The sequence below is a fragment of the Klebsiella sp. CN_Kp100 genome, assembly GCF_040065315.1.
Taxonomy (GTDB): Bacteria; Pseudomonadota; Gammaproteobacteria; order Enterobacterales; family Enterobacteriaceae; genus Klebsiella; species Klebsiella oxytoca.
The window spans coordinates 45,931-70,912 of the sequence record NZ_JBEAIJ010000039.1 but is presented as its reverse complement, the minus strand read 5'-3'; the positions used below and the strand labels follow the sequence as shown (position 1 = coordinate 70,912).

General features: G+C 56.1%; 23 protein-coding genes. 18 read left to right on the top strand and 5 right to left on the bottom strand.

From position 1 onward, the window contains the following. Nucleotides 1-161 precede the first annotated feature (161 nt). A complete protein-coding gene (locus ABLV12_RS15680) occupies nucleotides 162-1,376 on the top strand; it encodes an amino acid deaminase (protein WP_049129231.1) in 1,215 nt (404 codons plus the stop codon). A gap of 118 nt (nucleotides 1,377-1,494) precedes the next feature. Here the strand turns inward: ABLV12_RS15680 and hpaR are convergent, their stop codons facing one another. Further along, a complete protein-coding gene (gene hpaR / locus ABLV12_RS15675) occupies nucleotides 1,495-1,932 on the bottom strand; it encodes a homoprotocatechuate degradation operon regulator HpaR (protein WP_004110337.1) in 438 nt (145 codons plus the stop codon). A gap of 285 nt (nucleotides 1,933-2,217) precedes the next feature. Between hpaR and ABLV12_RS15670 the strand changes: the two genes are divergently transcribed. The 11 genes from ABLV12_RS15670 to ABLV12_RS15620 all read left to right on the top strand — a co-directional run bounded on the left by ABLV12_RS15670 (nucleotide 2,218) and on the right by ABLV12_RS15620 (nucleotide 12,862). Beyond that, complete coding sequence (locus ABLV12_RS15670) at nucleotides 2,218-2,850, top strand: fumarylacetoacetate hydrolase family protein (RefSeq protein ID WP_348867148.1); 633 nt, start codon at nucleotides 2,218-2,220, stop codon at nucleotides 2,848-2,850. Next, the gene (locus ABLV12_RS15665) at nucleotides 2,847-3,611 is read left to right on the top strand and encodes a fumarylacetoacetate hydrolase family protein (RefSeq protein ID WP_004108544.1); all 765 of its coding nucleotides are present in this window, start codon (nucleotides 2,847-2,849) and stop codon (nucleotides 3,609-3,611) included. Before ABLV12_RS15670 ends, ABLV12_RS15665 begins: the two co-directional genes overlap by 4 nt. Continuing rightward, nucleotides 3,608-5,074: a 5-carboxymethyl-2-hydroxymuconate semialdehyde dehydrogenase gene (gene hpaE, locus ABLV12_RS15660; protein WP_160886930.1), complete on the top strand. Its 1,467-nt coding sequence runs from the start codon at nucleotides 3,608-3,610 to the stop codon at nucleotides 5,072-5,074. The genes ABLV12_RS15665 and hpaE overlap by 4 nt, the downstream gene beginning before the upstream one ends. A 1-nt stretch (nucleotide 5,075) precedes the next feature. Continuing rightward, complete coding sequence (gene hpaD / locus ABLV12_RS15655; RefSeq protein WP_004110330.1) at nucleotides 5,076-5,933, top strand: 3,4-dihydroxyphenylacetate 2,3-dioxygenase; 858 nt, start codon at nucleotides 5,076-5,078, stop codon at nucleotides 5,931-5,933. A gap of 12 nt (nucleotides 5,934-5,945) precedes the next feature. Beyond that, nucleotides 5,946-6,326, top strand: a complete 381-nt coding sequence (locus ABLV12_RS15650) for a 5-carboxymethyl-2-hydroxymuconate Delta-isomerase (protein WP_016809284.1) — start codon at nucleotides 5,946-5,948, stop codon at nucleotides 6,324-6,326. A gap of 127 nt (nucleotides 6,327-6,453) precedes the next feature. Beyond that, nucleotides 6,454-7,257 carry a 2-oxo-hept-4-ene-1,7-dioate hydratase gene (hpaH, locus tag ABLV12_RS15645; protein WP_004108551.1) on the top strand — a complete coding sequence of 268 codons (804 nt, stop codon included), beginning with the start codon at nucleotides 6,454-6,456 and terminating at the stop codon, nucleotides 7,255-7,257. Nucleotides 7,258-7,267: 10 nt separating this feature from the next. Continuing rightward, entirely contained in the window at nucleotides 7,268-8,059 is a 792-nt protein-coding gene (gene hpaI / locus ABLV12_RS15640) for a 4-hydroxy-2-oxoheptanedioate aldolase (protein WP_024273687.1), read from the top strand. A 69-nt stretch (nucleotides 8,060-8,128) separates the two neighbouring features. Then, on the top strand, nucleotides 8,129-9,505 hold the full coding sequence (hpaX, locus tag ABLV12_RS15635; protein WP_004108554.1) for a 4-hydroxyphenylacetate permease: 1,377 nt from the start codon (nucleotides 8,129-8,131) through the stop codon (nucleotides 9,503-9,505). Nucleotides 9,506-9,514: 9 nt separating this feature from the next. Further along, nucleotides 9,515-10,405, top strand: coding sequence for a 4-hydroxyphenylacetate catabolism regulatory protein HpaA (hpaA, locus tag ABLV12_RS15630; protein ID WP_004108556.1), 891 nt, complete (start codon nucleotides 9,515-9,517; stop codon nucleotides 10,403-10,405). Nucleotides 10,406-10,767: 362 nt separating this feature from the next. Next, on the top strand, nucleotides 10,768-12,330 hold the full coding sequence (hpaB, locus tag ABLV12_RS15625; protein ID WP_032728858.1) for a 4-hydroxyphenylacetate 3-monooxygenase, oxygenase component: 1,563 nt from the start codon (nucleotides 10,768-10,770) through the stop codon (nucleotides 12,328-12,330). Between the two features lie 19 nt (nucleotides 12,331-12,349). Further along, nucleotides 12,350-12,862, top strand: a complete 513-nt coding sequence (locus ABLV12_RS15620) for a 4-hydroxyphenylacetate 3-monooxygenase reductase subunit (RefSeq protein ID WP_004110317.1) — start codon at nucleotides 12,350-12,352, stop codon at nucleotides 12,860-12,862. 91 nt (nucleotides 12,863-12,953) lie between these two features. Here ABLV12_RS15620 and ABLV12_RS15615 read toward each other — a convergent pair whose 3' ends face one another. Continuing rightward, entirely contained in the window at nucleotides 12,954-14,315 is a 1,362-nt protein-coding gene (locus ABLV12_RS15615) for a hypothetical protein (RefSeq protein WP_348867147.1), read from the bottom strand. 543 nt (nucleotides 14,316-14,858) lie between these two features. Between ABLV12_RS15615 and btsT the strand changes: the two genes are divergently transcribed. The 3 genes from btsT (at nucleotide 14,859) to yjiA (ending at nucleotide 18,290) form a co-directional block, all read left to right on the top strand. Beyond that, nucleotides 14,859-17,009 carry a pyruvate/proton symporter BtsT gene (btsT, locus tag ABLV12_RS15610; protein WP_348867146.1) on the top strand — a complete coding sequence of 717 codons (2,151 nt, stop codon included), beginning with the start codon at nucleotides 14,859-14,861 and terminating at the stop codon, nucleotides 17,007-17,009. 109 nt (nucleotides 17,010-17,118) lie between these two features. Further along, nucleotides 17,119-17,322, top strand: coding sequence for a YbdD/YjiX family protein (locus ABLV12_RS15605; RefSeq protein ID WP_004108577.1), 204 nt, complete (start codon nucleotides 17,119-17,121; stop codon nucleotides 17,320-17,322). A gap of 11 nt (nucleotides 17,323-17,333) precedes the next feature. Continuing rightward, the gene (gene yjiA / locus ABLV12_RS15600; protein ID WP_004108579.1) at nucleotides 17,334-18,290 is read left to right on the top strand and encodes a GTPase; all 957 of its coding nucleotides are present in this window, start codon (nucleotides 17,334-17,336) and stop codon (nucleotides 18,288-18,290) included. A 170-nt stretch (nucleotides 18,291-18,460) separates the two neighbouring features. On the opposite strand, the gene ABLV12_RS15595 is transcribed toward yjiA, so the two are convergent. Continuing rightward, a complete protein-coding gene (locus ABLV12_RS15595; protein WP_004108581.1) occupies nucleotides 18,461-19,831 on the bottom strand; it encodes an NAD-dependent succinate-semialdehyde dehydrogenase in 1,371 nt (456 codons plus the stop codon). Nucleotides 19,832-20,010: 179 nt separating this feature from the next. Continuing rightward, nucleotides 20,011-20,949 carry an Rpn family recombination-promoting nuclease/putative transposase gene (locus tag ABLV12_RS15590; protein WP_348867145.1) on the bottom strand — a complete coding sequence of 313 codons (939 nt, stop codon included), beginning with the start codon at nucleotides 20,947-20,949 and terminating at the stop codon, nucleotides 20,011-20,013. Between the two features lie 207 nt (nucleotides 20,950-21,156). Here ABLV12_RS15590 and ABLV12_RS15585 point away from each other — a divergent pair, with 207 nt between their 5' ends. Beyond that, nucleotides 21,157-21,972: an AraC family transcriptional regulator gene (locus tag ABLV12_RS15585; RefSeq protein WP_348867144.1), complete on the top strand. Its 816-nt coding sequence runs from the start codon at nucleotides 21,157-21,159 to the stop codon at nucleotides 21,970-21,972. Nucleotides 21,973-22,018: 46 nt separating this feature from the next. Beyond that, on the top strand, nucleotides 22,019-22,660 hold the full coding sequence (locus ABLV12_RS15580) for a LysE family translocator (protein ID WP_142475645.1): 642 nt from the start codon (nucleotides 22,019-22,021) through the stop codon (nucleotides 22,658-22,660). Nucleotides 22,661-22,749: 89 nt separating this feature from the next. Here the strand turns inward: ABLV12_RS15580 and ABLV12_RS15575 are convergent, their stop codons facing one another. After that, a complete protein-coding gene (locus ABLV12_RS15575; protein ID WP_064345404.1) occupies nucleotides 22,750-23,184 on the bottom strand; it encodes a ricin-type beta-trefoil lectin domain protein in 435 nt (144 codons plus the stop codon). A 299-nt stretch (nucleotides 23,185-23,483) separates the two neighbouring features. On the opposite strand from ABLV12_RS15575, the gene ABLV12_RS15570 reads away from it, so the two are divergent. Further along, complete coding sequence (locus ABLV12_RS15570; protein WP_004108595.1) at nucleotides 23,484-24,773, top strand: DUF445 domain-containing protein; 1,290 nt, start codon at nucleotides 23,484-23,486, stop codon at nucleotides 24,771-24,773. Nucleotides 24,774-24,982: the final 209 nt, after the last annotated feature.

Below are 24,982 nucleotides of genomic sequence, written 5' to 3'. Positions count from 1 at the left end.
TTACAAGGAGGAAAAACAGTGGAAAACTACGCAAAAACCAGATCAAATTGTGATACTTTTATTCACAAACAACATAAACAAATTATATATTCTATATATTTCAATTAATTAAGTTTGATACTTAGCTTTAATCCGATCTTAAACCCTAAAAGGATAGTGTTATGAAATACCATTCCGATACGCTTATTCCGCACAAAGCCGCCATAATGTCCGCACCGGCCAATCTGCTGGCGGAGGAGGTTTGCCTTCCGGCCGCGCTGCTGAAAAAAACGGCGCTGGAAAATAACATCGCCTGGATGCAGCGTTACGCCGACGCGCGCGGCGTCTCGCTGGCCCCGCACGGTAAAACAACGATGACGCCGTGGATTTTTCAGGCGCAGCAGCGGGCGGGCGCATGGGGAATCGGCGTGGGCAGCGCCTGGCAGGCCAGCGCGGCGATGGCCAGCGGCGTTGAGCGCGTCCTGATGGTCAATCAGCTGGTCGGCAGGGCGAATATGCGGGCGGTATCGCGCCTGAAAGCGCATTACCGGGCGGCGGAGTTTATCTGCTGCATTGATAGCCTCGCCAATGCCCGCGCGCTGTCGACTTTCTTCAACGAACGGCGGCAAACGCTGGACGTGCTGATTGAACTGGGCGTGGCCGGTGGGCGCTGCGGCTGCCGCAGCGTTGAGGATGCGCTGGCGCTGGCGCAGGCTGCGGCGGAACTTCCGGGCCTCAGGCTGCGCGGTCTCGAACTGTATGAAGGGGTGTTACACGGCGACGATCCGCAGCCGCAGGTGGAGGCTCTGCTGCGCCAGGCCGCCGATTTGGCCTGCCGGATGGAACATCTGGTTGAGGGGGAGTTTGTGCTGACCGGAGCCGGTACCGTCTGGTACGACGTGGTGTGCAATATCTGGTTGGCGGCGAAGAAACCGGCGCGCTGCCGAATCGTTATCCGCCCCGGGTGCTATATCACCCACGACCGCGGGATCTACGATATCGCGCAGAAAGCGCTGGTGGCCCGCGATCCGATCGCCTGCGATCTGGGCGGTGATTTAACCTCAGCGCTGGAGCTGATGGCGATGGTCCAGTCGGTGCCGGAAGCCGATCGCGCGGTGGTGAACTTCGGCAAGCGCGACTGCGCCTTTGACGCCGGCCTGCCGCAGCCTGTGGCCCGCTATCGCAACGGCGCGCAGCTATCCGCGGAGGGGATCGAGAGCGTGGGAATTATGGACCAGCACTGTATGCTGCGCCTCGCGCCCGGCAGCGACGTGCAGGTCGGCGATATTCTGGTGTTCGGTACCTCGCATCCGTGCCTGACGTTTGATAAATGGAAAACCCTGCTGCTGGTGGACGAGCAGTATAACGTGCTGGAAGAGCTCGATACCTTGTTCTGAAGGACGCTTTCTCCCGGAGGCGGCGCGCTGCGCCTGTCCGGGCTACCGTGCTGTGAACCCGTAGCCCGGACAGGTGCGCCAGCACCGCCTCCGGGATGTTTTTCGCGCGGACAATGTATTATTCCTCTCCCTCTCCCTGCGCTCCATTCCCCAGGGCGATAAACTCCTCCAGCAGCGCGGTAAGCTGACGCATTTTTTCGACGGTAAATTGGGCTTCGATCTGGCGATAGGCTTCTTCTACCTGGGCCTGGGCGCTTTCATAAAGCGTCGAACCCGCCGGCGTCAGCGAAACGTAGAGCTTGCGCTGGTCATTTACCGGTTTTAAACGCAGCACCAGGCCGTCGCGTTCCATACGGGTCAGGATGCCGGTCAGGCTCGGACGTAAAATACAGGCGCGAAAGGCCAGATCGTGAAAATCCATCGACGGATGTTCGGCGAGGATACGCACGATACGCCACTGCTGCTCGGTCAGATTGTGGCGTTTAACGATGGGCCGAAAGTGGGCCATCGCCGCTTCCCGCGCCTGCAGCAGCGCGATAGTTAACGAATCATGCATCACATACCTCTGAAGTAAATCCCCAATCTGTTAATAAGTTAATAATTAGCGCTAATTCCCTCCGAAGGCAACCGGTTTCTGCCTCTGAAAAGTACCAGATGGTACAACTGCTTCTGTTATCTAATTGATTAATAATAATTAAAATACAAATCTGTAAATTTATTGTTAATCAGATCACAAAACATTCACTTCTGTTTGCCAAACATTCCCGCAAAGCATAAAAGATGATCATTAACATATTAATGAATTAACTGACTTCCCAAATCCGTAGCAGAGGAGTGGTAAATGAAAGGTACCATCTTCGCCGTGGCGCTTAACCACCGCAGCCAGCTCGACGCCTGGCGCGAAGCGTTTCAACAGGCCCCCTATAAAACGCCGCCGAAGACCGCGGTCTGGTTTATCAAACCGCGCAACACCGTTATCGGCGATGGCGAGAGCATTCCCTACCCGCAAGGCGAAACCGTGCAGAGTGGCGCCACCGTGGCGCTGATCGTCGGTAAAACCGCGCGCAAAGTCGCTGCAGAAGAGGCCGCGGCTTATATCGCCGGGTACGCGCTGGCGAACGACGTCAGCCTGCCGGAAGAGAGCTTCTATCGTCCGGCCATCAAAGCCAAATGCCGCGACGGCTTCTGTCCGCTTGGCGCACTCGCGCCGCTCAGCGATGTCGATAACCTGACCATCATCACCGAAATCAACGGTCGCGAGGCGGACAGCTGGACTACCGCCGATCTCCAGCGCTCCGCCGCCGAGCTGCTGAGCGCCCTGAGCGAATTCGCCACCCTCAATCCCGGCGATGCGATTCTGATCGGTACGCCCCACTCCTGCGTTACGCTGCGCCCCGGCGATCGCGTACGTATTCTCGCCGAGGGCTTCCCGGCGCTGGAAAACCCGGTGATTGATGAAGGAGAGCTGGTATGAGGCAAGCACGTATTGAGTGGCAGGGACAGCGGCACGATGTCCAGGTGAATGAACGTGGTCAGGTCCAGCTCGCCAACGGCAGTCTGCTTAAGGAAGGCGAGTTTCGTTGGCTGCCGCCCGCCGACGGCACCCTGTTCGCGCTGGGCCTGAACTACGCCGATCACGCCAGCGAGCTGGCGTTTACGCCGCCAACCGAACCGCTGGTGTTTATCAAAGCGCCCAACACCTTTATCGGCCATAGGCAAGAGTCGGTGCGCCCGGATAATGTCGAGTACATGCACTACGAGGCTGAACTGGTGGTGGTGATCGGCAAAACCGCGCGTAAGGTCGCCGAAGCCGACGCCATGGAGTACGTAGCCGGGTACACCGTCTGCAACGACTACGCCATCCGCGACTACCTGGAAAACTACTATCGCCCCAACCTGCGGGTCAAAAGCCGCGACACCCTGACGCCGATAGGCCCGTGGATCGTCAGCAAAGAGGCGATCCCCGATCCGCACAACCTGGCGCTGTGCACCTGGGTCAACGGCGAGCTGCGCCAGCAGGGCACTACCGCCGATCTGATCTTCAGCATTCCGTTCCTGATCGCTTACCTCAGCGAATTTATGACCCTGCAGCCGGGCGACATGATCGCCACCGGCACGCCGAAGGGGCTGTCGGACGTGGTGCCGGGCGATGAAGTGATCGTCGAAGTGGAAGGCGTCGGCCGTCTGGTCAACCACATCATTAGCCAGCAGGCATATGAGGAGAAGCTGTCATGAAAAAAATTAACCACTGGATCAACGGCAAAAACGTCGCCGCCGCGGAGTATTTCCATACCACTAACCCGGCCACCGGCGAAGTGCTGGCGGAGGTCGCCTCCGGCGGGGCTGACGAGGTGAATCAGGCGGTGGCGGCGGCAAAAGAGGCGTTTCCGAAATGGGCCAATCTGCCGATGAAAGAGCGCGCGCGTCTGATGCGCCGACTGGGCGATCTGATCGACCAGAACGTCCCGGAGATCGCCGCCATGGAGACCGCCGACACCGGCCTGCCGATCCACCAGACCAAAAACGTGCTGATCCCGCGCGCTTCGCACAACTTCGAATTCTTCGCCGAAGTGTGCCAGCAAATGAACGGTAAGACCTATCCGGTTGATGACAAGATGCTCAACTACACCCTCGTGCAGCCGGTCGGCGTCTGCGCGCTGGTGTCGCCGTGGAACGTGCCGTTTATGACCGCGACCTGGAAGGTGGCGCCGTGCCTGGCGCTGGGGAATACCGCGGTGCTGAAAATGTCCGAACTGTCGCCGCTAACCGCTGACCGTCTTGGCGAGCTGGCGCTGGAAGCGGGTATTCCGGCGGGCGTACTGAACGTGGTTCAGGGCTACGGCGCGACGGCGGGCGATGCGCTGGTACGCCACCATGACATACGCGCGGTATCGTTTACCGGCGGTACCGCTACCGGGCGCAACATCATGAAAAACGCCGGGCTGAAAAAGTACTCCATGGAGTTGGGCGGCAAATCGCCGGTGTTGATTTTCGAAGACGCCGATATTGAGCGCGCTCTCGACGCCGCGCTGTTCACCATTTTCTCGATCAACGGCGAACGCTGCACCGCCGGCTCGCGCATCTTCATTCAGCAGAGCATCTACCCCGAGTTCGTTAAACGCTTTGCCGAACGCGCGAATCGCCTGCGCGTCGGCGACCCTACCGACCCGAACACTCAGGTGGGCGCGCTGATTAGCCAGCAGCACTGGGAGAAAGTCTCCGGCTATATCCGCCTCGGCATTGAAGAAGGAGCGACCCTGCTGGCCGGCGGCGCGGATAAGCCCGCCGATCTGCCTGCCCATCTGAGAAACGGCAACTTCCTGCGGCCAACGGTGCTGGCGGACGTCGATAACCGCATGCGCGTGGCGCAGGAAGAGATTTTTGGCCCGGTAGCCTGTCTGCTGCCGTTTAAAGACGAGGCGGAAGGTCTGCGCCTGGCCAACGATGTGGAGTACGGCCTCGCCTCTTATATCTGGACCCAGGACGTCAGCAAAGTGCTGCGCCTGGCGCGCGGCATCGAAGCCGGAATGGTGTTCGTCAACACCCAGAACGTCCGCGACCTGCGTCAGCCGTTCGGCGGCGTGAAGGCCTCCGGTACCGGCCGCGAAGGCGGCGAATACAGCTTTGAAGTGTTCGCTGAAATGAAAAACGTCTGCATCTCGATGGGCGACCATCCGATCCCAAAATGGGGAGTCTGATATGGGAAAGTTAGCGTTAGCAGCAAAAATTACTCACGTACCGTCGATGTATCTCTCTGAACTGCCGGGTAAAAACCACGGCTGCCGCCAGGGAGCCATCGATGGGCATAAAGAAATCGGCAAGCGGTGTCGCGAGCTGGGTGTGGATACCATCATCGTCTTTGATACCCACTGGCTGGTCAACAGCGCCTACCACATCAACTGTGCCGACCATTTCCAGGGCGTCTACACCAGCAACGAGCTGCCGCATTTTATTCGCGACATGACCTATGACTATGACGGTAATCCGGAGCTCGGCCACCTGATCGCCGACGAAGCGGTCAAACTCGGGGTCCGCGCCAAAGCGCACAACATTCCAAGCCTGAAGCTGGAGTACGGCACCCTGGTGCCGATGCGCTACATGAACAGCGATAAGCATTTCAAAGTGGTCTCTATCTCGGCGTTCTGTACCGTCCATGACTTTGCCGACAGCCGCAAGCTGGGCGAAGCCATTCTTAAAGCGATTGAGAAATATGACGGCACCGTGGCGGTCTTTGCCAGCGGCTCGCTGTCGCACCGTTTTATCGACGACCAGCGCGCCGAAGAGGGAATGAACAGCTATACCCGCGAGTTCGATCACCAGATGGACGAACGGGTCGTGAAGCTGTGGCGCGAAGGCAAATTCAAAGAGTTCTGCACCATGCTGCCGGAGTACGCCGACTACTGCTTCGGTGAAGGCAATATGCACGACACGGTGATGCTGCTGGGCCTGCTGGGCTGGGACAAATACGACGGCAAAGTAGAGTTTATTACCGAACTCTTTGCCAGCTCCGGCACCGGTCAGGTCAACGCCGTCTTCCCGCTGCCGGAAACGGCGTAAGGAGCACGCAGAATGCCGCATTTTATCGCTGAATGTACCAACAACATCCGTGAGCAGGCTGATTTACCGGGTCTGTTCAGCAAAGTGAACGCCGCGCTGGCGGCAACCGGCATCTTTCCTATCGGCGGCATTCGCAGTCGCGCCATCTGGCTGGATACCTGGCAGATGGCCGATGGCCAGCATGACTACGCCTTCGTGCATATGACGCTAAAGATTGGTACCGGACGCAGCCTGGAGAGCCGTCAGGACGTGGGCGATATGCTGTTCACGCTGATCAAAGCCCATTTCGCCGCGCTGATGGAGAGCCGCTATCTGGCGCTGTCGTTTGAGATCGATGAACTGCACCCGACGCTGAACTACAAGCAGAACAACGTACACGCGTTGTTTAAATAGGTGCGGCCCGCCCCTCTCCCGGTGGGAGAGGGTGAAAACAAGTACTGCCACAAACCCCAGGCCGGCTAAGACGCCTCCGCGTCGCCACCCGGCGCAGCAGCACCGAATGACGTAACAGGAAGCAACTATGCTCGATAAACATACCCATACCCTGATCGCCCAGCGGCTGAACCAGGCGGAAAAACAGCGTGAACAGATCCGCGCTATTTCGCTGGATCACCCGACGATCACCATCGAAGACGCCTACGCGGTACAGCGCGAATGGGTAAATATGAAGATCGCCGAAGGCCGCGTGCTGAAAGGGCATAAAATCGGCCTGACCTCGAAAGCGATGCAGGCCAGTTCGCAAATCAGCGAACCGGACTACGGCGCGCTGCTGGACGATATGTTTTTCCACGACGGCGGCGATATTCCTACCGACCGCTTTATCGTCCCGCGTATCGAAGTCGAGCTGGCTTTCGTGCTGGCCAAACCGCTGCGCGGCCCCAACTGCACCCTGTTCGACGTCTACAACGCCACCGACTACGTGATCCCGGCGCTGGAGCTGATTGACGCTCGCTGCCACAACATCGACCCGGAAACCCAGCGCCCGCGCAAAGTCTTCGACACCATCTCCGATAACGCCGCCAACGCCGGGGTGATCCTCGGCGGCCGTCCGATTAAACCCGACGAGCTGGATCTGCGCTGGATCTCCGCCCTGCTCTATCGCAACGGCGTGATTGAAGAGACCGGCGTCGCCGCAGGGGTTCTGAATCACCCGGCCAACGGCGTGGCCTGGCTGGCGAACAAGCTGGCGCCTTACGACGTCCAGCTGGAAGCCGGGCAGATTATTCTCGGCGGCTCCTTTACGCGTCCGGTACCGGCGCGCAAAGGCGACACCTTCCACGTTGATTACGGCACCATGGGCGCGATTAGCTGCCGGTTCGTCTAGGAGGAATATGATGAATAACGCCTTTAAAGACGCCATAAAAGCGGGTCGACCGCAGATTGGCCTGTGGCTGGGACTGACCAGCAGCTACAGCGCTGAGCTGCTGGCCGGGGCCGGGTTCGACTGGCTGCTGATCGACGGCGAGCACGCGCCAAACAGCGTGCAGACGATACTGACCCAGCTGCAGGCGATCGCCCCTTATCCCAGCCAGCCGGTGGTGCGCCCCTCGTGGAACGACCCGGTGCAGATTAAACAGCTGCTGGATATCGGCGCGCAAACCCTGCTGGTACCCATGGTGCAGAACGCCGACGAAGCGCGGCTGGCGGTGAAAGCCACCCGCTATCCGCCCGCGGGTATTCGCGGCGTCGGCAGCGCCCTCGCCCGGGCCTCGCGCTGGAACCGCGTCCCGGATTATCTCCATCAGGCTAACGACGCGATGTGCGTGCTGGTGCAAATCGAAACTCGCGAAGCGCTCAGCAATCTGCCGCAGATCCTCGATGTCGAGGGCGTGGACGGCGTGTTTATCGGCCCGGCGGATTTGAGCGCCGACATGGGCTTCAGCGGCAACCCTCAGCACCCGGAAGTACAGGCCGCCATTGAGCACGCCATCGGGCAAATTCGCGCAGCGGGCAAAGCGCCGGGGATCCTGATGGCCAACGAACAGCTGGCGAAGCGTTACCTGCAGCTCGGCGCGCTGTTTGTCGCCGTCGGGGTCGATACCACCCTGCTGGCCCGCGGTGCGGAAGCGCTGGCGGCACGATTTGGCGCAGAAAAAACCGCCGAGGGTTCGTCAGGCGTCTATTAACGCCAGGTGGCGCAGCGCCACCCGGCAACCCGCAGTACCCTACAAAATTCCCATTAGAGGAAAATGATAATGAGCGATACATCATCTGCCATCCCGGAAAAGTTCGATCCGGCTAATCAGCACAAGCAGCTGACGGCGCAGCAGCAGTCGGTTATCAACAAGCTCTTTCGTCGCCTGATCGTGTTTTTGTTCGTGCTGTTTATCTTTTCGTTTTTAGATCGCATCAATATCGGCTTTGCCGGGCTGACCATGGGGCAGGATCTGGGCCTTAACGCCACCATGTTCGGCCTTGCCACCACCCTGTTTTACGCGACCTACGTCATTTTCGGCATTCCGAGCAACGTGATGCTCAGCATCGTCGGCGCCCGCCGCTGGATCGCCACCATCATGGTGCTGTGGGGCATCGCCTCCACCGCCACCATGTTCGCGACCGGGCCGAATAGCCTCTATATCCTGCGCATGCTGGTGGGGATCACCGAGGCCGGTTTTCTGCCCGGCATTCTGCTCTATCTGACCTACTGGTTCCCGGCCTTTTTCCGCGCCCGCGCCAACGCGCTGTTTATGATCGCGATGCCGGTGACCACCGCGCTGGGGTCGATTGTTTCAGGCTATATCTTGTCGATGGACGGCCTGTTGAACCTGCACGGCTGGCAGTGGCTGTTCCTGCTGGAAGGCTTCCCGTCGGTGCTGCTCGGTATTATGGTCTGGTTCTGGCTGGATGATTCGCCGTCGAAGGCCAAATGGCTGACCGCAGAAGATAAAAAATGCCTGCAGGAGATGATGGACAACGACCGCCTGACGCTGGTCCAGCCGGAAGGGGCGATCAGCCATCACGCCATGCAGCAGCGCAGCCTGTGGCGGGAAGTATTCACGCCGATCGTGCTGATGTACACCCTGGCCTACTTCTGCCTGACCAATACGCTCAGCGCGATCAGCATCTGGACGCCGCAGATCCTCAAAAGCTTTAACGAAAGCAGCAGCAATATCACCATCGGCCTGCTGGCGGCGATCCCGCAGATTTGTACCATTCTGGGAATGATCTACTGGAGCCGGCACTCCGATAAGCACCAGGAGCGTAAGCACCACACCGCCCTGCCGTTCCTGTTCGCCGCCGCAGGCTGGCTGCTGGCGTCGGCGACCGATCATAACCTGATCCAGCTGCTCGGGATCGTGATGGCTTCGACCGGATCGTTTAGCGCGATGGCCATTTTCTGGACCACGCCGGATCAGTCGATCAGTCTGCGCGCCAGAGCGATCGGTATCGCGGTGATCAACGCGACCGGCAATATCGGATCGGCGCTCAGCCCCTTTATGATCGGCTGGCTGAAGGATATTACCGGCAGCTTCAGCAGCGGCTTGTGGTTCGTCGCCGCCCTGCTGATCATTGGCGCAGTCATTATCTGGGCGATTCCGATGAAAGGATCGCGTCCGCGCGCGACGCCGTAAGGAGCCGCTATGTGCCAGAGTCCTGTTGCCAATATCGATATTAATAAAGAGTACGATGAGAGTCTGGGAACGGAGGAGGTACATTACCAATCCTTTGCCCGGATGGCGGAGTTTTTTGGCCGCGATATGCAGGCGCACCGTCACGACCAGTATTTTCAGATGCACTTTCTCGATACCGGGCAGATTGAGCTGCAGCTCGACGATCATCGCTATTCGGTGCAGGCGCCGCTGTTTGTCCTGACGCCACCCTCGGTGCCGCACGCTTTTATCACCGAGTCCGATAGCGACGGTCATGTGCTGACGGTGCGCGAGGATCTGGTCTGGCCGCTGCTGGAGGTGCTCTATCCCGGCACGCGGGAGGCTTTCGGTCTGCCGGGCATCTGCCTGTCGCTGGCCGATAAGCCCGAGGAGTTGGCGGCGCTGGCGCATTACTGGCGGCTGATTGAACGGGAATCGACGTCGCAGCTGCCGGGGCGGGAACATACCCTGACGCTGCTGGCGCAGGCGGTGTTCACCCTGCTGCTGCGCAACGCGAAACTTGACGATCATGCGGCCAGCGGGATACGCGGCGAGCTCAAGCTGTTCCAGCGGTTTAACCAGTTGATCGATAGCCACTACCACCAGCACTGGACGGTGCCGGATTACGCCAGCGAGCTGCATCTGACCGAATCAAGGCTAACCGATATCTGCCGCCGCTTCGCCAACCGGCCGCCCAAGCGGCTGATTTTCGACAGGCAGCTGCGCGAGGCCAAACGGCTGCTGCTATTTTCCGACAACGCGGTAAGCGAAATAGCCTGGCAGCTGGGCTTTAAAGATCCGGCCTATTTTGCCCGCTTTTTTAACCGCTTAGTCGGCTGCTCGCCGAGTGCCTATCGGGCGCAGAAAGTACCGGTGTCGTAAGATCTTTCCGGCGACGGCGCGGCGAGTTCGCAGCCGTCTGAGAGGCGGTAGCCCGGGCAAGGCGCGTCAAGCGCCGCCCCCGGGAGCAGAGCGTAGAGTCGCTGAATTTCCCGGAGGCGATGCTGCGCATCTGTCCGGGCTACAAATTCAAAACCCGCCCTGGCTTGTCGTCGGTTCACCGGAGAGCCAGGCCGGAAAATAGAAAAACCAACCCCCGATCACATAACCCAACCCCGCCTGAAAAGTACCGACCATTGACCTAAAAGTCTCTTCACGAAAGCCGCGTTAACCGCTTCAATTGAACAACAAAAACAAAACATAAATTTAACATCGCATTCCGATTAATACTGAAGAGGTCACCTATGAAACCTGAAAATTTCCGTGCAGACGCTAAACGCCCGTTAACTGGCGAAGAGTACCTGAAGAGCCTGCAGGACGGCCGCGAAATCTATATCTACGGCGAACGCGTTAAGGACGTGACCACCCACCCGGCGTTCCGCAACGCCGCCGCCTCCGTCGCCCAGATGTACGATGCGCTGCATAAACCCGAGCTGCAGGATACCCTGTGCTGGGGCACCGATACCGGCAGCGGCGGCTATACCCACAAGTTCTTCCGCGTCGCGAAAAGCGCCGACGATCTGCGCCAGCAGCGCGACGCCATCGCTGAATGGTCGCGTCTGAGCTACGGCTGGATGGGCCGTACCCCGGACTACAAAGCCGCATTCGGCTGCGCGCTCGGCGCAAACCCGGCGTTTTATGGTCAGTTTGAACAGAACGCCCATAACTGGTACACCCGCATCCAGGAAACCGGCCTCTACTTTAACCACGCCATCGTCAACCCGCCGATCGACCGCCATAAGCCAGCCGACGAAGTGAAAGACGTCTATATCAAGCTGGAGAAAGAGACCGATGCCGGGATCATCGTCAGCGGCGCGAAAGTGGTGGCCACCAACTCGGCGCTGACCCACTACAATATGATTGGCTTCGGCTCGGCGCAGGTGATGGGCGAAAACCCGGACTTCGCGCTGATGTTTGTCGCGCCGATGGATGCCGAAGGCGTTAAGCTTATCTCCCGCGCCTCCTATGAACTGGTCGCCGGAGCAACCGGATCGCCGTACGACTATCCGCTCTCCAGCCGCTTCGACGAAAACGATGCGATCCTGGTGATGGATAATGTGCTGATCCCATGGGAAAACGTGCTGATCTATCGCGACTTCGATCGCTGCCGCCGCTGGACGATGGAAGGCGGTTTCGCCCGCATGTATCCGCTGCAGGCCTGCGTGCGTCTGGCCGTGAAGCTCGACTTTATCACCGCCCTGCTCAAGCGCTCGCTGGAGTGCACCGGCACCCTGGAGTTCCGCGGCGTACAGGCGGATCTCGGCGAAGTGGTAGCCTGGCGCAATATGTTCTGGGCGCTGAGCGACTCGATGTGCGCCGAAGCCACGCCGTGGGTTAACGGCGCGTATCTGCCGGATCACGCCGCGCTGCAAACCTATCGCGTGATGGCGCCGATGGCCTACGCCAAAATCAAAAACATTATTGAACGCAACGTCACCAGCGGCCTGATCTATCTGCCGTCCAGCGCCCGCGATCTCAACAATCCGCAGATCAACGAATATCTGGCGAAATACGTGCGCGGATCGAACGGCATGGATCACGTCGAGCGTATCAAGATCCTCAAATTGATGTGGGACGCCATCGGCAGCGAGTTTGGTGGGCGTCACGAACTGTACGAAATCAACTACTCAGGTAGCCAGGATGAAATTCGCCTGCAGTGCCTGCGTCAGGCGCAGAGCTCCGGCAACATGGACAAAATGATGGCGATGGTGGATCGCTGCCTGTCCGAGTACGACCAGAACGGCTGGACGGTGCCGCATCTGCACAACAATACCGATATCAACATGCTGGATAAGCTGCTGAAGTAAGCGGCAGCGGGAGGTCACAATGCAATTAGATGAACAACGTCTGCGTTTTCGCGATGCCATGGCCAGCCTGTCGGCCGCCGTTAACGTCATCACCACCGAAGGCGAGGCGGGCCGCTGCGGTATCACCGCCACCGCGGTCTGTTCGGTGACCGATACGCCGCCGTCGGTGATGGTTTGCATCAACGCTAACAGCGCGATGAATCCGGTGTTTCAGGGCAACGGCAAGCTATGCATCAACGTGCTGAACCACGAGCAAGAGGAGATGGCGCGCCACTTCGCCGGCATGACCGGGATGACGATGGACGACCGTTTCGGCCTCAGCTGCTGGCAAAAAGGCGAGCTCGGCCAGCCGGTGCTAAAAGGCTCACTGGCGAGTCTCGAAGGCGAGATTAGCCAGGTACAGACCATCGGCAGCCACCTGGTCTATCTGGTAGAAATCAGGAATATAACCCTGAGCCAGCAGGGCCACGGGCTGATCTACTTTAAGCGCCGCTTCCATCCGGTGATGATGGAGATGGAGGTCGTGGCGTAGTTTTCTATATTTATTCGCCCCCTGATGATCTCGTCAGGGGGTTCATGCCATCTGCTGCGTTGGTTGACAACATAATTTCGCTACGCAATTTTTATTTGATTTGGCGAAAGGGATTTTCTCCACGTTTTACGATGTCAAAAAATTTTCCTACGGAAAACACGGTGTCGCCATCGTTCTCTATAAATACCGCATTGGTAAGCAACCGGGCGGCATCATCAAAATAATTCCAGTTCCAACCCCATCCGCTACCATAGCTTTCACCGATACGTATATTCTTAGTTTCAGATAAGTCACCAACTTCTATATAAATAGATTCTCCAACGTCAGACTTCCTGGGCATGCAATGATCGTAGGCCAGTAAATAGGGTGTAGTAAGTATCCCCTTTACCTCCAGCGAACCATCATTATACGCACCGTAAATTCCGTATTTAATATACGCATCCCCCTGTATTAATGTATGGCCATCACCGGAATACAGACAATCGCAGGTGACATCGTTGACGACTGAAAGAATACATCGGTCGAGGGCGATATCGCCTTCTACAGTGAGATTGCCATCAATCAGGATGCCGAATAGATCATTTTGCCATGTGATATCTTCAAGCTGTTTTTCATACCATTCTTCATCGAGGTTTTGTTTAATATGCAGGTTACCCTTGTACAATAAAAAGCAATCATCATCGTCGTAAAAATTTTCGGTAAATGCGTATTTACCTCTTGCCTCCTTGATAAGAACGATTTGCTTTTCGGGGATCGACTCTTCCTTCAAGGGGGACTTTAACGGTTCTTTCGAAGTCAGTGATTTAAAATGAGTGGTAATTCTGGCTGCTTTTTGTAGAAACGCCATTTCCTGCTCAGAATATTCAATAGTTCCTGTATCGAAGTTATTTTTCCAGTCCTGATACTCCTTTTGTTTCTTGATATCAGAAAAATCAGAGAAGTCGGGAAATTGCTGCAGACAAGTAAAAACGATTTTAAAAGCTTTTTCTTTTCGGCCCAATTTAAGTAAGATACGGACTTTAGTATCGAAAGCGTAAAAGTAATCAGGGCTGTCAATATAATTACAGCCAAGAGATATGGTTTCCAGCGCGCGTTCTAGTTCATCGGTACTATCGGAGTGTTCGTATGCATACCATGCTATATTGTTTGTCGCATAGCGGATCACTTCCTCATAAAACCGCCCCATATCAGTATAATGAAATATCGCACCCGCACTTATGGTATCAGCCATCAACGCCATACACTGTTTAGCCAGAGGCAGCGCTTTTCCCGACTCACCTAAATTAGAGTAAATCCACATCGCCTGATAATTTGCATACAGAAAGTCGTATTCCTGATCTTGATTTAGATTATATGAATTTATCCTTGCCAAATATTTCTTCAATGCTTCATCCGAAGCATCCCCTTCTTCCTGCTGTATAGCAAGCGCTTCTTTGATATAATTCTTTAACATTTTCGCATCCGTTCATAGTTTTTGATCGTCCAGGAATCTCATATTACAAACTCACTGCAAGCCATGCACTTATTATTTAATTTACAGCATTTTTGTTATAACCTATTGACGTGTCATATTATAAATCGCGATAAATAACCGAATCAATTAGGTTATATATTTGTATCGTTCTGTCTTATATTTTCAGTGTTTATATTCAAGAAATTAACTTCCCCCCCCGGGGGTGAATATCATTGAATGAAACCATGATGCAGACTGGAGAAAACGGTGCAGCATTGCTTATCCGTGAAGAATCCAATCTACTCCATCTTTTCCTGTGATCTCAATCACATAATTATCCCCTGTTAACTTCCCTCCCAACCGCTTACCCCGGCAAGTGACCGCTTAATCCCGAATATAACCACTCACAGATTTACCCATCTTTACGCGCGCGAAGTTCTGGCAAGATCGTCTCCAGCATAGCTAATCAATACCTCCACCAACCCTGACTCAAAACTAAACGGCTTCGGCCCATTATTCATCTCATTAACGCCAGGTTTTACTATGGATACTAAAAAGTTATTCAAGCACATACCCTGGGTGATTCTTGGAATCATCGGGGCATTTTGCCTCTCGGTCGTCGCTCTGCGCCGCGGTGAGCACGTCAGTGCGCTGTGGATCGTGGTAGCGTCGGTTTCCGTCTACCTCGTCGCCTACCGTTATTACAGCCTGTACATTGCGCAAAAGGTGATGAAGCTCGATCCTACGCGTTCGACGCCGGCGGTAATTAATAACGATGGCCTGAACTACGTTCCGACCAACCGCTACGTGCTGTTTGGCCACCACTTTGCCGCGATTGCCGGCGCCGGTCCGCTGGTGGGCCCGGTGCTCGCCGCGCAGATGGGCTATCTGCCGGGTACCCTGTGGCTGCTGGCGGGCGTCGTGCTGGCAGGCGCGGTACAGGACTTTATGGTGCTGTTTATCTCCTCGCGTCGTAACGGCGCCTCGCTGGGTGAGATGATCAAGCAGGAGATGGGTCCAGTACCGGGTTCCATCGCGCTGTTCGGCTGCTTCCTGATAATGATCATCATCCTCGCGGTGCTGGCGTTAATCGTGGTTAAAGCGCTGGCGGAAAGCCCATGGGGCGTGTTCACCGTCTGCTCGACCGTGCCAATTGCCCTGTTTATGGGGATCTACATGCGCTTCCTGCGCCCGGGTCGGGTAGGCGAAGTGTCGGTTATCGGCATCGTTCTGCTGGTGGCGTCTATTTACTTCGGCGGCGTGATTGCCCACGACCCTTACTGGGGCCCGGCGCTGACCTTTAAAGACACCACTATTACCTTTACCCTGATTGGCTACGCGTTTATCTCGGCTCTGCTGCCGGTATGGTTGATTCTGGCGCCGCGCGACTACCTGGCGACCTTCCTGAAAATCGGCGTAATCGTTGGCCTGGCGCTGGGTATCGTGATCCTTAACCCTGACCTGAAAATGCCGGCGGTGACCCAGTACATTGACGGTACCGGTCCGCTGTGGAAAGGCGCGCTGTTCCCGTTCCTGTTTATCACTATTGCCTGCGGCGCGGTCTCCGGCTTCCACGCCCTGATCGCTTCCGGCACCACGCCGAAGCTGCTGGCTAACGAAACCGACGCCCGTTTTATCGGCTACGGCGCGATGCTGATGGAGTCCTTCGTGGCGGTGATGGCGCTGGTGGCGGCATCAATTATCGAACCGGGTCTCTACTTCGCGATGAACACCCCGCCGGCGGGTCTGGGCATCACCATGCCGAACCTGCACGAAATGGGCGGTGAAAACGCCGCGCTGATTGCCGCCCAACTGAGGGATGTCACCGCTCACGCGGCAGCGACCGTCAGCTCCTGGGGCTTCGTGATCTCTCCTGAACAAATCCTGCAAACCGCGAAAGATATCGGCGAACCGTCGGTCCTGAACCGCGCAGGCGGCGCGCCGACGCTGGCCGTGGGTATCGCTCACGTGTTCCACAAAATCATCCCGATGGCGGATATGGGCTTCTGGTACCACTTCGGTATTCTGTTTGAAGCGCTGTTTATCCTCACCGCACTGGATGCCGGTACCCGCGCAGGCCGCTTTATGCTACAGGACCTGCTGGGCAACTTTGTACCGTTCCTCAAGAAAACCGACTCGCTGGTAGCAGGCATTATCGGTACTGCGGGCTGCGTTGGTCTGTGGGGCTACCTGCTGTATCAGGGCGTGGTCGACCCGCTGGGCGGCGTGAAGAGCCTGTGGCCGCTGTTCGGCATCTCTAACCAGATGCTGGCCGCCGTGGCGCTGGTGCTCGGTACCGTGGTGCTGGTCAAAATGCAGCGCACCAAATATATCTGGGTCACCGTGATCCCGGCTGCATGGCTGCTGCTGTGCACCACCTGGGCGTTGGGCCTGAAACTGTTCAGCACCAACCCGCAGATGGAAGGCTTCTTCTTCATGGCTCAGCAGTACAAAGAGAAGATCGCTTCCGGCGGCGAACTGACCGCACAGCAGATTGCCAACATGAACCATATCGTGGTGAATAACTACACCAACGCCGGTCTGAGCATTCTGTTCCTTGTCGTGGTCTACAGCATCATTTTCTACGGCATCAAAACCTGGCTCAACGTACGCAACAATAAAGTGCGTACCGACAAAGAGACACCGTACGTACCGGTACCGGAAGGCGGCGTGAAGACCTCTTCACGTCACTAACCCCTAATGCCGGATGGCGCTACGCTTACCCGGCCTACACAAGCGAATGTTTGTAGGCCGGATAAGGCGCTAGCCGCCATCCGGCTTTATTCGTTCTCTGGAAAGCATAATGTTTGGTAACTTAGGTCAGGCAAAAAAATATCTCGGTCAGGCAGCGAAAATGCTGATTGGCATTCCGGATTACGATAATTACGTCGAGCATATGCAGACCAATCATCCGGACCAGCCGTACATGACCTATGATGAATTCTTTCGCGAACGCCAGCAGGCCCGCTACGGCGGCGACGGCAAAGGCGGCGTGCGCTGCTGCTAATGGAGGCAAATATGGCACCGATTGCAGTTACCCTATTAACCGGTTTTCTTGGCGCCGGTAAAACCACTCTACTGCGCCATATCCTGAACGAACGGCACGGCTTTAAAATTGCCGTTATCGAAAACGAATTTGGCGAAGTCGCCGTCGATGACCAGCTTATCGGCGACCGCGCGACGCAGATTAAAACCCTGACCAACGGCTGTATCTGCTGTACCCGCTCCAACGAACTGGAAGACGCTCTGCTCGATCTTCTCGACAGCCGCGATCGCGGAGAAATTGATTTTGACCGACTGGTGATTGAGTGTACCGGCATGGCCGATCCCGGCCCGATTATTCAGACCTTCTTCTCTCATGATGTACTGTGCGAACGTTACCTGCTGGATGGGGTGATTGCGCTGGTTGATGCGGCACATGCTGACCAGCAGATGAACCAGTTCACCATTGCCCAGTCGCAGGTGGGGTACGCCGATCGTATCCTGCTCACCAAAACCGACGTGGCGGGCGACAGCGACAAGCTCCGCGAGCGGCTGACGCGCATCAACGTCCGCGCGCCCATTTACCGCGTCATCCACGGCGATATCGACCTGAATCTGCTGTTTAACACCAGCGGTTTTATGCTGGAGGAGAACGTGGTTAGCAGCAAACCGCGCTTCCACTTTATGGCCGACAAGCAGAACGACGTATCGTCAATCGTAGTGGAACTGGATTATCCGGTAGATATCAGCGAAGTCTCCAGGGTGATGGAAAATCTGCTGCTCACTTTTGCCGAACAGCTGATGCGCTATAAAGGGATGCTGTGGATCGACGGCGAACCGAATCGCCTGCTGTTTCAGGGCGTTCAGCGCCTCTACAGCGCCGACTGGGACCGACCATGGGGCGATGAGCGGCCTCACAGTACCCTCGTCTTTATCGGCATCAATCTACCGGAAAAAGAAATTCGCGCGGCGTTTGCCAGCTTGCGCAAATAGCCGCATGGACGGTTCCCTCTCCCCTTGGGGGAGAGGGTCAGGATGAGCGAAGGAGGCGCAAAATTACCCTTCCCCTCCCTCTTTCTGAGGAAGAAACCCTCGCCAATCGATGTCTTCCGGGAGGGCCATTAGTCCGGTGGGGGAGTCAGAGCATCTGCGCGCTCGGTTGCTTAGCGGCGAACCACCACCAGCTTCTGATTCACAAACTCTTTAATCCCAAGATCGGAAAGCTCGCGGCCGAACCCGGAGCGCTTAACGCCGCCAAACGGCAGCTCCGGCGCGGTATCGGTTAACCAGTTGATATAGACCATCCCGGTTTCAATCCGCGAAGCCATGCGTTTCGCCCTGTCGATATCCTGGCTGAACACGGCTCCGCCGAGGCCGTAATGCGAATCGTTGGCCAGTTTCACCGCTTCATCGTCATCTTTCACCACGTAGATTTGCGCGACCGGACCGAAGAACTCTTCAAAATAAGCCGGATTATCGCGGGTAATGCCGGTCAGTATGGTGGGCTCGAAAAAGCTGCCTTCTCGCTGCGCAGGTTTGCCGCCCAGATGCAGTTTCGCGCCATTTTTCACCGCCTCGTCCACCTGTTTGGTCAACGTTTCCAGCGCGTCTTTTGAGGAGAGCGGGCCCAGCGTGGTACTTTCGTCCAGCGGATCGCCAATTTTCACCTCGCGGAAGGCTTGTGTAAACTGGCTGAGGAAAGCGTCGGCAATTTTTTCATGCAGGATAAAACGTTTCGCCGCGGTGCACACCTGCCCGGCATTATTGAGCCGCGCCTGCACGCCGGTCTTCACCGCTTTCTCCAGATCGGCATCGTCGAGAACGACAAATACATCGTTGCCGCCCAGTTCAAGCGTCGCTTTCTTAATGTGTTTAGCCGCCTGCGCCGCTACCACGCCACCGGCTTTTTCCGAGCCGGTCAGGGCCGCACCCTGTACGCGATCGTCGGCGATAATCTTCGCTACCTGATCCTGAGAAATGAACAGGTTAGTCCATGCGCCCTCTGGCGCGCCGGCCTCACGAACCAGCTGAGCGAAGGTTTCCGCACAGTGCGGGACGATGCTGGCATGTTTGGCGATCACCGGGTTCCCTGCCGCCAGGTTCGGCGCCAGCACGCGCATCAGCTGATAATAAGGGAAGTTCCACGGCTCTACCGCCATCAGTACGCCGATGGGATGGTGTTCGACCCAGGCTTCACCCAGTTCTGACGGATATTTTACCGGCGCCAGAAACTGTTTTGCGTTATCGGCGTAGTAGCGGGCAATTTGCGCGCACAGTTTGACCTCACCGCGGCTTTGCTCGATAAGCTTACCCATCTCCTGGCTGGCGATTTTGGCCAGCTCTTCAACCCGGCTGTCGATCAGGTCCGCCAGCTTGTGCAGGATCGGTAGCCGTTGGTCAATATTTCCCTTGGCCCACTGCGAATGATAAAGCGCATCCGCCTTTTGCAGCGCCGCTTCCACGTCAGCATCGCTGTGTGCCGGATACGCTTTGATAAGCTGATTATTGGCAGGATTCACCGTCTGATAAGCCATATCGCATGTCTCCTTGTTATCGCTGTTAACGCAGTCATAAATACCGCACAGGTTATTAAGGGTAGTCGAGATAGCTGAGGATGCGCTCCGGATCAGGTAGATACGGAATTTTCCAGGAATGAAATGGTGAACGCCTGGAGGGCTAAACGGCTCCAGCTGCCCCCCGGCGCATCAGGGGCCTAATGATGCCTGACCGCAAGCGCCGCCTCCGGCAAACCGGTAATTCTTAGCACCGTCTCCAACGCCATACCTTCGGCGAGCATCGTTTGGGCGATACGCAGCGCTTCGGCGCGCTGCCCCTCTTCAACCCCCTCCAGACGACCTTTCTCAAGGCCTTCCCGCTTCCCCTGCCTGCGCCCTACTTCACGTAACCTTTCGGCGATAGTCATTAGCTTCTCCTTGTGCTGCGGTACCCGCTGGGCCACTTCGCGGATGAACTTACCTAACCGAAGCGCTTTGCCCGAGTGAATCAGATAATTAAACAGCGTTTTCAGCTGCCTGTCATTAGCGTATCCATTAAGCAAAATGGCCGTCAGATGCTCCACAATACCCAGCAGATCGCGCTGACGAATATGTTTTTGCATCAGCTCCAGCAGGGCGACTCTTCGATGCTGCACAATTTCGTCATCAGGTACGACGGTAATATCCACCAGCGGAAATAGTCCGGTATAAAGCTGTTTTGCCAGGGCTGGGTCGGCGAACATGTCAAGCCAGGATAACGACCAGGGGTATGGCGTGGCGACGCCATGATAAAACAGTATCGGGATCACCAGCGGCAGCGTTTTATGCCCGTTATCCAGATGGCGCTGCATCGCGGCAATAGCATAACGCATGAGTCTGAAGGCCATAAACGCATCCGGGGAGCTTTGATGTTCGATGACCACATAGATATAGCCTTCTCCCGCGGCAGTTTTCAGCGCCCACAGAACATCGGAGTAGTAAGCCCGCAGGTTCTCTTCAATAAAGCTACCGGACGCAAGCGTTAACGTATCCAGGTCGCACATTTTTCGTAGCGCTGGCGGCAGATGGATATCAAGGAAGTCCCGCGCGGTGTCAGCATGACGTAGAAACTGTTTGAATACCGCATCGTGCGGCGTGGACGTAGTACCCTTTTCCATGGCTATCCGCCTGCGTAAGAAATCCTGCCGCCACTCTACTGCGCCCTGTTTCTCACCACACGCCCTGCTGTTGGTCTTTACGAGCCGCGACGAAAGCTATTTTTCTTCGGCTGCAAGCAAAACATTTTTGTCCAACGCGACTCGCAGTTTTCCCACCGGCTGATGGCATGTTATAAACAGCTATTCCCTTCAGCTCAGGAGCCAGCCGTGAGCCATACGCGCGACATTCAGCAAACTTTCTGGCGTAACGAACAGCTTCCCTGGCTGGAGCTGCGCAGCACATGGCTTAGCCGCCAGGCCTATAAACGGCATCGTCATCCGCAGCTCTCCATTGGGGCGATTATCGAGGGGGAAACGCGCTGTATCTGCAGCGGGCAGGAGTATCTGCTGCGCCCTGGCGACCTGATTATTATCCCCGCGCAGGCACCCCACAGCTGTAATCCGCGCGACGGCCAGCCGCGCAGCTACCATATGCTCTATCTCGAGCTAAGCTGGTGCTGGCAACAGCTGACAGACGGTGTGCATCAGGCAAGGTTGATCACATCATCGCCCGTCATTTGCGATGCCGGGCTCTTTGCGCAGTATCTGCAGATCGTGGAGCAGATGAGGCAGCAGCAGACCATGCAGCTCCCTGCAAGCGTCGCTCGTCTGGTTCATACTCTACCGCTGCGCCCGCATGCGCCTCAGGCGCTAAGCGAGACCAGCGCCCGTCTTTTCAGCCGCCTGGCAACCGATCTGCAGGCTCCGCCGACGCTGGATAGCCTCGCCGACGAGTTTGCTCTACGTAAAGAGACGCTGATCCGCACCTTCAAGCAGGAGACCGGCCTGACGCCCGCCAGTTTTATCAATATCGCGCGTATTGAATTCGCTAAAACGCGCCTGCGCGCAGGGGATAATATTGCCGATGTGGGCTACCAGGCCGGGTTTGCCGATCAGAGTCACTTTCATAAAACCTTTGTCAGCTATACCGCTGCCACGCCGCGCCAGTATGCGCAGTCCCGATCAATAACAGACAATAATTAGCGTTCACGCTGGCGTAGGGTGACCTCAGGTTACTACTGAGGTTGCTATGGACATACTCGCTACGCTCTTTCCCTCCGCCTTCCCCGCGCTGGCGCTTTCTCATTTTGTCGCCCTGCTGAGCCCCGGGCCGGATTTTTTTCTGCTGGTGGGCTACGCCATCCGCTATCGCCTGCGCGGCAGCGTCGGCCTGTGTATCGGCATTGCCGCCGGAAACGGTCTGTATATTATTCTGGCGGTAATCGGCTGGGGGATCCTGCGCCACGCGCCGCTGCTGTTTACGGTGATTGAGCTGCTGGGCGCGGCGTATTTACTGTGGATTGGCAGCCTGCTGATAAGAAGCCGTCCGACTACGCTGGCGCTGGATGGCGCCTCGGCTTCGCGCCCGTCGCTGGTGAAACAGCTTTTTCTCGGGCTGGGTTCTTCACTGCTCAATCCGAAAAACGCCCTGTTCTACCTCGCGCTGATGACCTCCCTGTTGGGACCGAACGTCACGCTGGTGCAGCAGGCCGTCAGCGGGGCATGGATGACCAGCGTGGTGTTGATATGGGATCTGTTGCTGGTTACGCTGATTGCGCTACCGTCGGTGCAGCGCCGCCTTTCCGCCGTCGTCTGGCGAGTCGAGCGCACGGCCGGCACCATCCTGATGGCTTTTGGCGGCTGGATTGTCTGGCAATTTATTTTTAATTAATATTGTCGACGCCACAATAAGGACATAGCCTCGTTATTCTCTGTACCAGAATAAACGAGGCTCGATTCTATTTCTCTATTAAGCAATATTTATTCCGGGCTTTTTGCCGTCAACATATCCATCGGCACAAATACCCACTGCTGCGCTTCCGAGCCATTAAATTCGTAAAGTATAATCGGATTCCCCTGGTGCGTGCCGCGGTTGACGCTGTCAATAACAAAGCTCGGGTTTTGTTTGCTTTTAATAAAGCGACGTGAGCTGACTAAATCCCACCGCTGTGTCGCTTTACTCCCCCGCGCCTGGAGTTCAATCGCTGCGCCTGAACCCATTTGATCCCCGTGGATACCCAGCAGCAGCTCCTCGCTGGCGGCCAGAGCGATCTCGCCGGTCCTGTCATCAACCGTCCACAGAATTTTATTTAGCGGTGAGGACATCGGTAATATAACGGCCCGAGCCCCGGTTTGCTGATCGCTAATACCTAATACCATGTCTTTTTTTGCTGCATATTTAAATATACCAATCATGCTCAACTCCTTTTATAAAAGATTAGTAGTAAGAGAAAGTGATTACCGTTCTCCTTGAAATAAACAATGCCTTATTTATCCTTAACCATAATGTGATAATGGTCACTTATTAATAATTAATTTAAGAAAAACCTTATATAACATATATATTGTGAATGCATTTAACTTTAAATATTTAAAAATGGAACTTAAGCTACGAAAATTAAATTAACCCTCATCATCGCTATCGACGTGAAAAAAGAATCCGCATGCCCAGGAAGTCAAATAGCGAAGATTTTACGCATTAGCCGTCAGGCTATATGCTTAGACCTATGGAAAAACTCGCTGAACTGAAACGCGCCAAGCTGCTGGCGCTCTCGCTGCTGTTGATTGCAGTCGCCATTTTTATCACTACCCTCGTGCTGCCGCCGACGCCATGGGTCGGTGCGCTAAAGGCTATTTCCGAAGCGGCGATGGTGGGCGCGCTGGCGGACTGGTTCGCGGTGGTTGCGCTGTTTCGCCGCATTCCGCTGCCGTTCGTGTCGCGACATACGGCAATTATCCCGCGTAATAAAGACCGAATTGCCGACAATCTCGGCTATTTCGTGCAAGAAAAATTTCTCGACACGCCCTCGCTGGTCGCGCTGATCCGCCGCTACGAACCGGCGCTGATGCTCGGCAACTGGTTCAGCCAGCCGGAAAACGCGCGTCGGGTCGGCCAGCATCTGCTGCAGGTGATGAGCGGCTTTCTGGAGCTTACCGACGACGCGCGCATTCAGCGCCTGCTGCGTCGTGCGGTGCATAAAGCGATTGATAAGGTCGATTTAACCCAAACCAGCGCCATGATGCTGGAAGGATTGACGCGCGATAACCGCCATCAGAAGCTGCTGGATTCGCTAATTAGCCAGCTGATCGCCCTGCTCCAGCGCGACAGCTCGCGGGCATTTATTGCCCGCGGTATCGTGCACTGGCTGGAGACCGAGCATCCGCTTAAAGCCAGGCTACTGCCTACCGAATGGCTGGGCGAGCACAGCGCTGAAATGGTTACCGATGCGGTTAACACGCTGCTCGACGAAGTCAGTCAGGATCGCGCTCATCAGATCCGCCAGGCCTTCGATCGCGCGGCGCTTAAGCTGATCGATAACCTGAAGTCCGATCCGCAGATGGCGGAAAAAGCGGACAGTATCAAAGCGTATCTGAAAAATGATGAGACGTTTAACCGCTATCTGGGCGAAGTGTGGGCCGACCTGCGCGGTTGGGTCAAAAACGACGTCAATAGCGAGGATTCACGCATTAAACAGCGCATTGCCGAAGCCGGGCAGTGGTTTGGCGAAACGCTGCTCCACGATGAGGCGCTGCGCGAATCGCTGAACGAACATCTCGAGCAGGCGGCGCACCGGGTGGCACCGGAGTTTGCCACCTTCCTGACGCGCCATATCAGCGATACGGTCAAAAGCTGGGATTCCCGCGATATGTCGCGGCAAATCGAACTGAATATCGGGAAGGATCTGCAGTTTATCCGTATTAACGGCACGCTGGTTGGCGGCACCATCGGTCTGCTGCTGTGGCTGTTTTCACAAATTCCGTCGCTGCTGCATTTACATATTTAATTCAACTTTTTGTTTTAAAAGTATTTCTTCCATAAATATATATTAACCACTAAAAAAGCAGGGATTTTTAAGTTGATCCTAAATTTATTGCAGTGTGAAGTGCTGAAACAGCGGGCACCGGCTAAGCGCGTACCGCTGTTTTAACACGCAAGCTCAGGATAGATTCGCCCCTTTCCGATCGTCGTTGCGTAGAGACTCAACAAGGAGCC

Excerpts from the sequence above, each read along its gene's own strand:
- ABLV12_RS15615 (WP_348867147.1), bottom strand. The coding sequence starts at position 14,315 with ATGTTAAAGAATTATATCAAAGAAGCGCTTGCTATACAGCAGGAAGAA.
- ABLV12_RS15605 (WP_004108577.1), top strand. The coding sequence starts at position 17,119 with ATGTTTGGTAACTTAGGTCAGGCAAAAAAATATCTCGGTCAGGCAGCG.
- hpaD (WP_004110330.1), top strand. The coding sequence starts at position 5,076 with ATGGGAAAGTTAGCGTTAGCAGCAAAAATTACTCACGTACCGTCGATG.
- ABLV12_RS15665 (WP_004108544.1), top strand. The coding sequence starts at position 2,847 with ATGAGGCAAGCACGTATTGAGTGGCAGGGACAGCGGCACGATGTCCAG.
- ABLV12_RS15650 (WP_016809284.1), top strand. The coding sequence starts at position 5,946 with ATGCCGCATTTTATCGCTGAATGTACCAACAACATCCGTGAGCAGGCT.
- btsT (WP_348867146.1), top strand. The coding sequence starts at position 14,859 with ATGGATACTAAAAAGTTATTCAAGCACATACCCTGGGTGATTCTTGGA.
- ABLV12_RS15670 (WP_348867148.1), top strand. The coding sequence starts at position 2,218 with ATGAAAGGTACCATCTTCGCCGTGGCGCTTAACCACCGCAGCCAGCTC.
- ABLV12_RS15680 (WP_049129231.1), top strand. The coding sequence starts at position 162 with ATGAAATACCATTCCGATACGCTTATTCCGCACAAAGCCGCCATAATG.
- hpaE (WP_160886930.1), top strand. The coding sequence starts at position 3,608 with ATGAAAAAAATTAACCACTGGATCAACGGCAAAAACGTCGCCGCCGCG.
- ABLV12_RS15575 (WP_064345404.1), bottom strand. The coding sequence starts at position 23,184 with ATGATTGGTATATTTAAATATGCAGCAAAAAAAGACATGGTATTAGGT.
- ABLV12_RS15570 (WP_004108595.1), top strand. The coding sequence starts at position 23,484 with ATGCTTAGACCTATGGAAAAACTCGCTGAACTGAAACGCGCCAAGCTG.
- hpaX (WP_004108554.1), top strand. The coding sequence starts at position 8,129 with ATGAGCGATACATCATCTGCCATCCCGGAAAAGTTCGATCCGGCTAAT.
- hpaR (WP_004110337.1), bottom strand. The coding sequence starts at position 1,932 with ATGCATGATTCGTTAACTATCGCGCTGCTGCAGGCGCGGGAAGCGGCG.
- hpaI (WP_024273687.1), top strand. The coding sequence starts at position 7,268 with ATGAATAACGCCTTTAAAGACGCCATAAAAGCGGGTCGACCGCAGATT.
- ABLV12_RS15580 (WP_142475645.1), top strand. The coding sequence starts at position 22,019 with ATGGACATACTCGCTACGCTCTTTCCCTCCGCCTTCCCCGCGCTGGCG.
- ABLV12_RS15620 (WP_004110317.1), top strand. The coding sequence starts at position 12,350 with ATGCAATTAGATGAACAACGTCTGCGTTTTCGCGATGCCATGGCCAGC.
- ABLV12_RS15595 (WP_004108581.1), bottom strand. The coding sequence starts at position 19,831 with ATGGCTTATCAGACGGTGAATCCTGCCAATAATCAGCTTATCAAAGCG.
- hpaH (WP_004108551.1), top strand. The coding sequence starts at position 6,454 with ATGCTCGATAAACATACCCATACCCTGATCGCCCAGCGGCTGAACCAG.
- hpaA (WP_004108556.1), top strand. The coding sequence starts at position 9,515 with ATGTGCCAGAGTCCTGTTGCCAATATCGATATTAATAAAGAGTACGAT.
- ABLV12_RS15590 (WP_348867145.1), bottom strand. The coding sequence starts at position 20,949 with ATGGAAAAGGGTACTACGTCCACGCCGCACGATGCGGTATTCAAACAG.
- yjiA (WP_004108579.1), top strand. The coding sequence starts at position 17,334 with ATGGCACCGATTGCAGTTACCCTATTAACCGGTTTTCTTGGCGCCGGT.
- hpaB (WP_032728858.1), top strand. The coding sequence starts at position 10,768 with ATGAAACCTGAAAATTTCCGTGCAGACGCTAAACGCCCGTTAACTGGC.